The organism is Pseudoflavonifractor sp. BSD2780061688st1 E11 (assembly GCF_005844125.1).
Taxonomy (GTDB): Bacteria; Bacillota; Clostridia; order Lachnospirales; family Lachnospiraceae; genus Sellimonas; species Sellimonas catena.
Genome location: NZ_SPHM01000028.1, coordinates 39,167 through 48,906, shown reverse-complemented (window position 1 = coordinate 48,906; position 9,740 = coordinate 39,167). Strand labels below are relative to the sequence as shown.

Sequence of the window (9,740 nt, the reverse complement as noted above, 5' to 3'; positions counted from 1 at the left end):
AACTGCAACTTCATGGCCCATATGCCTTGTAATTCTAACTGCAACAACCTATGTTGCAATTAATTTTTCAATTAACCTTCGTGCAAGCTATGGCAAAGCATTATATATAGGTATTTGATGAAATAGACGGTGCACACTCGTGACTTTAGTCGTGAGTAAGCCGTCCTTTTTTAAATCAAATCAAGCAGAACGTTTGTTCTTTTTTACCTGTATATGGTATACTTTAAATATGGATAAAAACTATATTTTTGCAGAACATACCAACGTTACACATGGTAGTGGATACGTGTATCTTTTACAATATCATATTGTTTGGGTGACAAAATACCGGAAACCCGTACTTGTCGGGATGGTTGCAGCTGAAACAAAACGGCACCTTTTGGAAACTATGGAACAACTGCAGATGGAATGTCTTGCCATGGAGGTCATGCCTGACCATATTCACCTCCTTGTGATGGAGCTGATCCCGGACGACAGCCAGAGAGCCGGCTTTGCGCAGCAAATTGGGAACGCACGTTTTATGCGCAATCAATATCTGAATGACCGTATCGCTTATTACAAAGAAACCAGGAAAACTTTACCCGTGGATGTCTATAAAAAGAAATACTTCCCAAAACTAAAGGAACAGTATAGTTTTTTGACTCTTTCTGATAAATTTGCCCTGGAATCCGCCATAGAGCATGTGGACACGGCATACAAAAACTTCTTTGAAGGTCGGGCCGCGTTCCCTAAATTTGCTTCTAAATGGAAGCCGTCAGGGAATACCTATACTACAAAGTGGACAGGTAACAATATCCGCCTGGAAGAGCATGACGGACTGCCATATATCAAGCTGCCGAAAGTCGGCTTGGTACGGTTTATCCTGCCGAAAAAGCAGACCATTCAAACCCTGGTGCCGCATGGGACATCCATCCTTTCCGTTGCAGTGAAAAAGAAAGGGGATCGTTATACCGCATCCTTACAATTGGAAACAGTTGTAGAATCCCCAGTGCAGCTGAATCAAATGTCGGTTCGTGATATCATGGCTGCAGATATGGGAATCAAGCTATTTGCTATTATCGGCGGCGAAGATTGGGAAAAAGAGATACCGAACCCACGGTGGATCCGTATCCATGAAAAGCGTCTGCGTCGCCTGCAGAAATCCCTGTCCAGAAAGAAGTATGACAAGGAAACCCACACCGGCTCTAAAAACTGGGAGAAAGCCAAACAAAAAGTAGCTGCGGAGCACCGGAAAATTGCAAACCAGCGGAAAGATTTCCAGCATAAACTGAGTCGCCGGATTGTAGACAGATGCAGTGTATTCTGCTGTGAGGACTTGAACATCCGTGGGATGGTCAAAAACCGACGCCTTGCGAAGGAGATATCTTCTGCTTCCTGGGGGCAGTTCCTGACAATGGTAAAGTATAAGATGGAACGTCAGGGAAAACATTTCATACAGGTAAGCCGCTGGTTTCCATCCAGCCAGACCTGTTCCCGTTGCGGATTTCAAAATACAGTGGTAAAAGACCTTGTGATCCGTTCATGGAAGTGCCCAAAATGTGGCACTTACCATAACAGGGATGTGAATGCAAAAAATAATATCCTCGCCGAAGGAATCCGGCTGCTGCAAAAGAATGGAATCATTGTTACCGTGTAAGAGAGAAAAAATACCGAATTTGTACCTTAGAAATGAACACCTGTAAACTATATGTGGCTAACAAAGTTGCTGTCGATAAATTCTGTAACCCGTAAACAAAGATCGTGGTACCTCGGGGAACCGTGGGAGCCGTGGAAAGCCCACAAAGCCTGCACTGCGTATAGCGCAGACTGTTTCCGGAAGTCCGGTACAGAGAGCCAGAATAAGACCCGCCCAAAAGGCAGGCATCAGGCAAATGAAGCAGGAAATACCTTTACAAGTGAGCCGTCACTTAAAAACGTCGGTTCAAACTGTATCGGAAGCTCGCGACTTTAGTCGTGAGTAGTTCACACCTCAGGTACTCCGCTAGCGGATGCAGGTGCCGGTACCCTTGCTTACTATGAGCCGTGGGGCGATGTCGTTATGTTTTATGATGACTTTGGGGCCGCAGGTGGTCTGTATGAACTTGGCCAGTCTGTTTCCGGCGAAGAGCTGATCGAAAGTATGAGCGGAACACTGGAAATTACTGCCGGTACGCAGGATGGACAGGAAGCAGAATCCGGTTCCGGCACGGAATGACCGGAAAGAGAGAACGCCCAATTTTATAAGAGCCGCTGCAACTGATGCAGCGGCTCCTTTGTCCGTAAAAAAATTTGTAATTTTTCTATTCTGTCTCGATCTCCTGATTACCTGTAGACCATACATGGCTTTCTTTTGCCGCAGACTTTGTATTCTGCGCCATCACACCGACCAGGCGGTGCGGTACATAAGGTTCTTCCAGCCAGTTGATTTCTTCTTCTGCAAGCACCAGATCTACTGCTTTTGCGGCCCCTTCAATGTGGTGGAGTTTCGTTGCGCCGACAACTGGAGCAGTTACTTTCGTTAAAAGCCAGGCCAAAGAAACTTCCGTCATGCTGACCCCTCTTTTATCTGCAAGTTCTGCCACACGGTCAATGATGACTGCGTCCTGAGCGGAGGTAGCATCATATTTCAGCCTTGCATAGCTGTCTTCTTCCAGACGTTTTGAGGTCTCGCCCGGATGTTTGGAGAGCCTTCCGCCTGCCAGCGCGCTGTACGGTGTCATGGCGATATTGTCCTCCTCGCAGAGCTTTGCCATTTCTCTTTCTTCCTCACGGAAAATCAGATTATAATGTCCCTGAATTGATACAAATTTTGCAAATCCTTCTTTTTCCGCCAGTGCGTTTGCCTTGGCAAGCTGCCATGCGAAGCAGTTGGAAATGCCGATATAACGTGCTTTTCCTGCCTTCGCAATGCGGTTCAGCCCGTCCATAATATCATAAAGAGGTGTCTGATAATCCCACATATGGTAAATATACAGATCGACATAATCCATACCCAGATTGGAAAGACTGGTGTTGATCATCCGTTCAATGTGCTGCTGCCCGGTAATTCCCTGGGCGATTTCTTCCTCTGTCCGCGGGAGAAATTTCGTTGCCACGACGACCTCGTCCCGCTTCGCGAAATCTTTCAGCGCCCGTCCCACGTACTGTTCACTTGTTCCGCTTTGATAGCCGATCGCAGTATCATAAAAATTCACACCCAGATCCAGTCCTTTTTTTATAATTTCTCTGGAGTGCTCCTCGTCCAGAGTCCAGCTGTGCTGTCCGTTCTTTGCATCACCGAATCCCATACAGCCCATGCAGATGCGTGACACCTGCAGATCAGAATTTCCTAATTTCGTATATTTCATGACTGATTCCTCCTCATTCATATTAAATATCCTTATATGGATCGTCCAAGATCATATGCCAGTTTCATATATTTGGACCGCGCTGTCATGGACGGCGTTCCGCATCCTTTCCCGTAAACGGCCCCCAGATCTTCCAGATTCAGGTAGCGTACCAGCGTGTCATAATGTGCTTTCAATGCATCAAAGGTCCAGCTGTCGCTGTTCCATGCCGCTGAGATCACTGCTGATTTCATTTGTTTTCTCTGGATGCTTCCGTTAAATGCACAGAAACGGTCGATCAGTATTTTTAATTGTGCCGACATGCCGTAATAATAAAGCGGTGTGACGAATACCATCATATCTGCTCCGAGAATGCTTTCCCGGATCTGCTCCATTTCATCCTTTTGAATACACGGTCCGTCATAACCGCAGTGAATGCATCCGGTACAAGGATGGATCTTTGCACGTGCTGCATCGATCACCTCCACCTGATGCCCGGTTTCCAGAGCGCCTTTGATAAACTGCTCTGCCAGCATGTTGGATGATCCGTTCTTATTCGGGCTTCCTTCCAGTACAACAATCTTCATCTGTGTTTCCTCCATTCTCTTTTTTAATAGCCAAGTCCGGCTGCCCAGCTTTGAATCTCCTCCTGAGAAGATGAGGCATCTTCTTCGTAACAGTCAAAAATATCATCCGAAATTTCCGCTTCCGGAACGGCTTCCGAAATAATCTCTACGCTGTCTGCAAGCCCTCCGGTTCCGTGGGAGCAGAACAGATACACCTGTTTTCCGGACAGATCGTTTTCTTCCAGAAATGTCAGAAGTGCCATCGGTACGCCGTACCACCAGTTCGGGTATTAAAATGTAGCCCGTCCTCTCCAGCCCTTGAAAACACTGGGCTTAACGGCTTACACAAGTGTGTTTTCTGTTCTTTTTTAGTAGCATATTGCTCCGACCTTTCCTATTTACATTGTACTCTGGCTCACCTGTTTATACAAATACCTATGTTTAATTGTTTACCATACGTTTTATGAATGGCAAGAGACAGCGGCTGCTTGATCCACTGTCTCTATGTATTTTCCTATATTTTGTTATTTACAAGCTTCGGAATTCACTCCGGCTTTTCTTGCTAATGATTTTCTGAAGTCTTTGGTTTTCATCACGGAGCGCCTGATTTTCCTGCCGGAGCCGGAAAATTTCTTCCTGAAGGAGATCGATCCGTCCTTCCATTGCTTTGTCCAGGATACCTCTGCGTGGATTGATGGTTCCGGCCTGCTGTTCCATAGCCAGGTCAATTTCGGCCCTCACAATGGGATTCTTATAGAAGAATCCTCTGGAAGCTCCTGTCATCTTTACGAGCTGCGGAACCGATACCCTCTCTCCCTGATCTAACAGTTTGCGGATTGCCAGTTTCGCCGCAGCAATCTTTTCATCGCTTCGTTCCCGGTTCATTTCAATCATCCTGTCGTATTTGTTCATATTCTTCACCCCATCCATCTAAATTTGCCAGTAGGATTCTGGTCAATTGCCTGTTTTACTTCCTCTCTCAGACCTTCCTGCAGGATTCCGGTAAAATCCAGTGTTTCCGTTTTATAAATCGGATTTTCTTTAATAGGGATATCCAGTTTTTTCAGATCCCATATATCCTTGTCCCGTTCCGGCCGCATATCCTCCGGCTGGATGAACCGCAGGAAGCGTTTCAGGTGCTGAATCACCTTTGCATCCGCCCGGTTTCTCGTACCATATACCGATTCTTTTTCTTCATAAAGCGGGATGCCGTTCTGCAGCATCCATATCTTTAATAGTTCGATCCATTTGGATGGCTGCCAGCCGAGGAAACTGTCAGGTATGTTTTTTCGCAGTTGAAGGGCTTTGCACACCTGATGGTAATATGCCTTTTCATGACAGATAGTGTTCAGCGATACCTGACCGCCTCTGTACAGGAAGTAGCGTCTGTATTCTTCCCGCATAGTTTCTTTTGGAAGAAGGGAAAGGTCAATGAAATTGCTTTTTCCAATAGCTCTTTTCGGCAGATTCCCGGAGGTTTCATAGCATGCCAGTTTCCAATAGTACAGTCTATTTTCCATCTCTGCCTCCTTTCTTTCTCAAACCAGCCGCCAGATTATGTTCCGGCTTTTGGAAAAATCCCATATTCTCTTTTGCGATCTTTTTGGGCATGTAGTCTATATACTGTTCTGTCATTTCCAGATAATCATGTCCCAGGTAATCCCGTACTCCCTGTATGGATACGCCATTGTCATAAAGCATCGTCGCCACTGTGTGGCGGTAATCATGGGACTGGAACAGGTAATCCCCGCCGTCAATCTCATGGTCTTCGCAGAACTTTTTCATCTGATGACGGAAAGTCATGCTCCGGTAAGGGCCGCCGTTTTTGTTCGTAAACAGGTAGTCATCCGGCCCGATCTGGTGGGTTTTGATATAAACTTCCATGATCTTATACAGGCCCTCCGCTATGGGAATCCGCTTATAATTCTTCATCTTTACCTGATACACCTGAATCCAGGTATCATGGTTGGGATACCTCTTTCAGCTTTACCTGGACACCATCATCCGTGAACAGCCCATGGCTGCCGAATCGCTCCGCACCGGGCCGAGTTCCAATGTAGTCAGCATAGGTTTTCTGGTTCAGGATCTCATGGGCATTGTCCTCAATGGCACGGGTGATAAATTCAGAAGCGGTACCCATAGTCTTTTCTCTCTGGTAGTCCTCATACTCCAGCATCGCAGCGCTATCCGGAAAATCCCGCAGGATTTTTTCAATGAGCTTTTGCTGTTTCACTGTTGCCGGAGCCAGCTTGAAAGACTCATCGATCTTCTCCACATCTTCACGGGTGGCGATGTAGGTGGCATACCCGCCGATGGGCTTTTCCTGATCCGGCTTCAGGTACTTAAATTTGGTGACCAGACGGGCCATGGGGAACCTCCTTCCGTTTTAGAGTAAAGAAAAAGCAGGAGACCTCGAAAGAGATTTCCTGCCGGATGCGAATCATATTCTGTTTTATATCATTTGATGGCTGATCAGAGGATTGCTGTAATCGCTCCCACTGCAAGACAGGCGGGCAGGCCAAGAAGCATACCAATACAGGACTGCCTGATATGAAAACGATAGTCCTTATATTCTTCCATATCCTCTGTGCCTGGTATCCTGACTTTTTTCGAATGGCAAAACCAGATGCAATCAAGTATCAGAGCGTCATACCAATCAATGATCAGCCAGATCAGGTAGGAATCCCGAAACCCTTTCCAGAATGTATCCGCTCCATTAAACTGTTTCAGGACAACAGCGAAGATGAACACAAAAGCAAGCAGGGCGATCCCCTTTCGGAGGATATCTGCCCTGGTAAAGCGTTGTTCTCTTTTTTCGATCAATCCTAATTCCATACATTTCTCCCGTATGGCCGGGGGATAATCTCCCACTGAGGTAAGGGGATTTTTCAGCGTCAGTGACACAATCAGAACTGTGAATAATAAGATACCAATCAGACTTTCTATCATGACCGCCATATTCACTTTACCTCCGATATCCATTTTATCGTTTTATGGAAAGCGTCTTCACGGCTGCGCCTGCAATCTTCCGGATATTGTCTCTCAATTTTAAACATTTTCAGCTTAGATGGATTTAATGGAACAAGAATGTGGCTTGCTTTTTCATATTCCAAGACATCCACCCGGAAAGCAAACCGGTGTTTTTCCAGGCGGTTTACCATATATGCCACTGCCTCTTTGCTGGGCCACATGAGATCTTCCTTTGCGTAAATAAATAAAATGTTTCCCTGAATGTTCTCCACATGAATGGCTGTATCCTCATCAAAATGTTTCAGCGGTTCTTCGTAGATGTAGGATAACTCGAACTGCTGATGGAGGATGAGGTTCCGGATTGCCGGCCCATATTTCAGATGCGCTGTCATACACGGAAAATCTTTTCCCCTGTATGTGAATTCGGAGGCAGATGAAAAAGTTTTCGATGCCATGCTTTTATTCCCGTACATGCCTCCCCATATACAGTGGATCGGGGAGAGGGCAACAACGCCGCAGATATCCGGCATAAGAGAAGCGCAAAGCAATACCAGTTCAGCGCCTTTTGAAATGCCATACATGATAATCTTTTCATATCCTTTGTTTTTCAGCCACAGGATCGCTTTTTCAAATGGATCGACAGGCACCCGAACCAGTTCTTTCGGCAGCCCGTCTACGTTCCAGTAACAAATACCTAACGCGGCGATGCCGCACCTGGCAAACATAGCACCCACATTCATCGGGATATTTTCATTCCCTTCGCTGCCGCCTACTACGATGACGACCTTTTTGGGATCATGATCCTTAACAGGGACATGATAAAGTCCATAGAAGCCCTCCTGTGCAACCGTCACATATTCCACTTTCCCAACTCTCCCTGTTTTTGCAGCTTGGATTGCTGTCCGTATTTTCTTTCTTTATCCCATTTAGAGTCCTTTTTGCAAACATAGAAATCACACTTTTCTGCGCCCTCTGCAAGTGTACCTGTCCTGTATAACACGCCGCCCATGAGATCAGCAGAAATAAAATCCATGGCACACATATAGGGTATCAGTTCTTCCAAATGCTCCTGTTTTCCAAGCGCACACAGGCCGCACCTGTGATAGTTGATGGTGTATTCGTCTGCATCCCTTCCGGGAATCGTCTCCGTCATCCAGTTGAATTCGCTGTCGGATATGGCATTTGCAATTCTGTCCTTCTTGACTTTCTTTTTTTGATATTCCATATCAAATGGATTTTTACTCCCGAAAGCTTTTTTAATGAGCGACGCCTGCATCGTGGCTGTCACCATTTCCCCGAACTGCTCATGGCTCATCGCCCCATCCATTGCCTTATAAACTGCCATCCAGACAATTCCGCCGGAAAGACAGATTCGCAGAGGATTTTTCGTAAAACCGCCTATGTCGGGTGTCCTCGCCAACATATCTTTAAAGTTTTTACGCGATTTCTTCTTCACCCTGAATGTATCCGTATTTTTGCAATTGGCTGCGATATATTTGAAAATAGCAGGTGTCATCGCTGACCACATCAGTTTTTCACAGATGGTGTTTTTCATATTCTATTCCTCCTCAAACGTACTCATAAACGAGGGACTGATTGCCGGAGCCATCCTGAAAGGGCTTCTCTGCCACTTTCTTAAATCCACGTTTTTCATAAAACTCCCACGATGCAAGAGTGTTCGTAAAAAGCCGCACACGATCTGCTCCATCAGCTTTTGCCCGATTCAAAAATTGTGTGACCAATGCGGTTCCCAACCCCTTTCTGTAATTCCTTTTGGACGAAAGGGCAACGAGTTCCAGATCGCATTTCCCAACGGTTTCCTTATCCCTTTCCTGTAGCTGACGGAAAAAGGCATCAAACTGCTTCTGGAATGGTGCTGACATTTTATATCTTTTCAGATAGAACTTGAGGAACATTTTACACCAACGGCCATAGTGCTTTTTTGTCTCATACTGAGCTGCCAGAGCCTTGCTGAAACGCTTATCATATTTTCCACAGATGAATCCTACGACCTGATGATCCTCCGTTTCCGCAACATAGGTGAAATTGCATTTTTCAATCAGGATCTGTGCGTAGTCACGCAAAAGTATTTTATCGTTCTGATCCACAGAGCATGAAAAGAATCCTTCGTAGAAGCAATCCCCGCAGGCCGCAGCATCTTCTTCCTTATATGGACGAACAGTAAACATGGATGTACCCTCCTATGCGCAAATAGGTTAGTGATAGCTAACTATTATTATATCAGGAGACATGCAGGATTGCAATTCATTTTTTACCTGTTAATCATTTGATAGTGACATGGCGGGTCATGAGAAACCTCCTTCCATTTTAGAGTAAAGGAAGAGCAGGAGACATAGTAAGAGATTTCCTACTGAATGCGAATCATATTCTGTTTTATATCATTTGATGGCTGATCAGAGGATTGCTGTAATCACTCCCACTGCAAGACAGGCGGGCAAGCCAAGAAGCATACCAATACAGGACTGCTTAATATGAAAACAGTAATCCTTATATTCTTCCATATCCTCTGTGCCTGGTATCCTGACTTTTTTCGAATGGCAAAACCAGATGCTATCGAGTACAAGAGCATCATACCAATCAATGATCAGCCAGATCATGTAGGAATCCCGAACCCCTTTCCAGAATGTATCCGCTCCATTAAACTGTTTCAGGATAACAGCGAAGATGAACACAAAAGCAAGCAGGGCGATTCCTTTCTAGATGATATCTGACCTGGGAAACGTTGTTCTCTTTTTTCGATTAATCCTAATTCCATACATTTCTCCCTTATGGCCGGGGATAATCTCCCACTGAGGCAAGGGGATTTTTCAGCGTCGGCGACACAATCAGGATTGTGAATAATAAGATACCAATCAGACTTTCTATCATGACCACCATA

At 45.5% G+C, this 9,740-nt stretch carries 12 protein-coding genes and 2 pseudogenes; 3 read left to right on the top strand and 11 right to left on the bottom strand.

The window, feature by feature from the left end:
- The first annotated feature begins 229 nt into the window (after window positions 1-229).
- Together tnpA and FGQ85_RS12650 are read left to right on the top strand one after the other, a co-directional pair.
- Window positions 230-1,636 carry an IS200/IS605 family transposase gene (gene tnpA / locus FGQ85_RS12655; RefSeq protein ID WP_138373607.1) on the top strand — a complete coding sequence of 469 codons (1,407 nt, stop codon included), beginning with the start codon at window positions 230-232 and terminating at the stop codon, window positions 1,634-1,636.
- A gap of 363 nt (window positions 1,637-1,999) precedes the next feature.
- A pseudogene (locus FGQ85_RS12650) lies at window positions 2,000-2,194 on the top strand (cyclophilin-like fold protein); the annotation flags it as partial.
- An 85-nt stretch (window positions 2,195-2,279) separates the two neighbouring features.
- Here the strand turns inward: FGQ85_RS12650 and FGQ85_RS12645 are convergent.
- From FGQ85_RS12645 to FGQ85_RS12595, 11 genes and pseudogenes are all read right to left on the bottom strand, one after another.
- On the bottom strand, window positions 2,280-3,326 hold the full coding sequence (locus tag FGQ85_RS12645) for an aldo/keto reductase (RefSeq protein ID WP_138373606.1): 1,047 nt from the start codon (window positions 3,324-3,326) through the stop codon (window positions 2,280-2,282).
- A gap of 32 nt (window positions 3,327-3,358) precedes the next feature.
- A complete protein-coding gene (locus FGQ85_RS12640; protein WP_138373605.1) occupies window positions 3,359-3,892 on the bottom strand; it encodes a flavodoxin family protein in 534 nt (177 codons plus the stop codon).
- A gap of 23 nt (window positions 3,893-3,915) precedes the next feature.
- Window positions 3,916-4,149: pseudogene (locus tag FGQ85_RS12635) on the bottom strand (hypothetical protein); the annotation flags it as partial.
- A 250-nt stretch (window positions 4,150-4,399) separates the two neighbouring features.
- The gene (locus FGQ85_RS12630; protein WP_138373604.1) at window positions 4,400-4,783 is read right to left on the bottom strand and encodes a DUF6262 family protein; all 384 of its coding nucleotides are present in this window, start codon (window positions 4,781-4,783) and stop codon (window positions 4,400-4,402) included.
- Window positions 4,784-4,788: 5 nt separating this feature from the next.
- Window positions 4,789-5,391: a hypothetical protein gene (locus FGQ85_RS12625; RefSeq protein WP_138373603.1), complete on the bottom strand. Its 603-nt coding sequence runs from the start codon at window positions 5,389-5,391 to the stop codon at window positions 4,789-4,791.
- Window positions 5,381-5,818, bottom strand: coding sequence for a tyrosine-type recombinase/integrase (locus FGQ85_RS12620; protein ID WP_343215514.1), 438 nt, complete (start codon window positions 5,816-5,818; stop codon window positions 5,381-5,383). Before FGQ85_RS12620 ends, FGQ85_RS12625 begins: the two co-directional genes overlap by 11 nt.
- Before the next feature lie 13 nt (window positions 5,819-5,831).
- Window positions 5,832-6,239: a hypothetical protein gene (locus tag FGQ85_RS12615; RefSeq protein ID WP_138373602.1), complete on the bottom strand. Its 408-nt coding sequence runs from the start codon at window positions 6,237-6,239 to the stop codon at window positions 5,832-5,834.
- A gap of 104 nt (window positions 6,240-6,343) precedes the next feature.
- Complete coding sequence (locus FGQ85_RS12610) at window positions 6,344-6,706, bottom strand: hypothetical protein (protein WP_202879148.1); 363 nt, start codon at window positions 6,704-6,706, stop codon at window positions 6,344-6,346.
- Between the two features lie 125 nt (window positions 6,707-6,831).
- Window positions 6,832-7,704: an acyl-CoA thioester hydrolase/BAAT C-terminal domain-containing protein gene (locus FGQ85_RS12605; protein WP_022789869.1), complete on the bottom strand. Its 873-nt coding sequence runs from the start codon at window positions 7,702-7,704 to the stop codon at window positions 6,832-6,834.
- Window positions 7,692-8,396: an L-2-amino-thiazoline-4-carboxylic acid hydrolase gene (locus tag FGQ85_RS12600; protein WP_022789868.1), complete on the bottom strand. Its 705-nt coding sequence runs from the start codon at window positions 8,394-8,396 to the stop codon at window positions 7,692-7,694. The genes FGQ85_RS12605 and FGQ85_RS12600 overlap by 13 nt, the downstream gene beginning before the upstream one ends.
- A 13-nt stretch (window positions 8,397-8,409) precedes the next feature.
- On the bottom strand, window positions 8,410-9,030 hold the full coding sequence (locus FGQ85_RS12595; protein ID WP_138373601.1) for a GNAT family N-acetyltransferase: 621 nt from the start codon (window positions 9,028-9,030) through the stop codon (window positions 8,410-8,412).
- Between the two features lie 303 nt (window positions 9,031-9,333).
- Here FGQ85_RS12595 and FGQ85_RS18410 point away from each other — a divergent pair, with 303 nt between their 5' ends.
- Complete coding sequence (locus FGQ85_RS18410; protein WP_162607699.1) at window positions 9,334-9,573, top strand: hypothetical protein; 240 nt, start codon at window positions 9,334-9,336, stop codon at window positions 9,571-9,573.
- Window positions 9,574-9,740 lie beyond the last annotated feature (167 nt).

What these genes read in the sequence shown, in the direction of transcription:
- FGQ85_RS12640 (WP_138373605.1), bottom strand. Translation starts at nt 3,892, where the DNA reads ATGAAGATTGTTGTACTGGAAGGAAGCCCGAATAAGAACGGATCATCC.
- FGQ85_RS12610 (WP_202879148.1), bottom strand. Translation starts at nt 6,706, where the DNA reads ATGGAATTAGGATTGATCGAAAAAAGAGAACAACGCTTTACCAGGGCA.
- FGQ85_RS12600 (WP_022789868.1), bottom strand. Translation starts at nt 8,396, where the DNA reads ATGAAAAACACCATCTGTGAAAAACTGATGTGGTCAGCGATGACACCT.
- tnpA (WP_138373607.1), top strand. Translation starts at nt 230, where the DNA reads ATGGATAAAAACTATATTTTTGCAGAACATACCAACGTTACACATGGT.
- FGQ85_RS12595 (WP_138373601.1), bottom strand. Translation starts at nt 9,030, where the DNA reads ATGTTTACTGTTCGTCCATATAAGGAAGAAGATGCTGCGGCCTGCGGG.
- FGQ85_RS12625 (WP_138373603.1), bottom strand. Translation starts at nt 5,391, where the DNA reads ATGGAAAATAGACTGTACTATTGGAAACTGGCATGCTATGAAACCTCC.
- FGQ85_RS12645 (WP_138373606.1), bottom strand. Translation starts at nt 3,326, where the DNA reads ATGAAATATACGAAATTAGGAAATTCTGATCTGCAGGTGTCACGCATC.
- FGQ85_RS12615 (WP_138373602.1), bottom strand. Translation starts at nt 6,239, where the DNA reads ATGGCCCGTCTGGTCACCAAATTTAAGTACCTGAAGCCGGATCAGGAA.
- FGQ85_RS12630 (WP_138373604.1), bottom strand. Translation starts at nt 4,783, where the DNA reads ATGAACAAATACGACAGGATGATTGAAATGAACCGGGAACGAAGCGAT.
- FGQ85_RS18410 (WP_162607699.1), top strand. Translation starts at nt 9,334, where the DNA reads ATGAAAACAGTAATCCTTATATTCTTCCATATCCTCTGTGCCTGGTAT.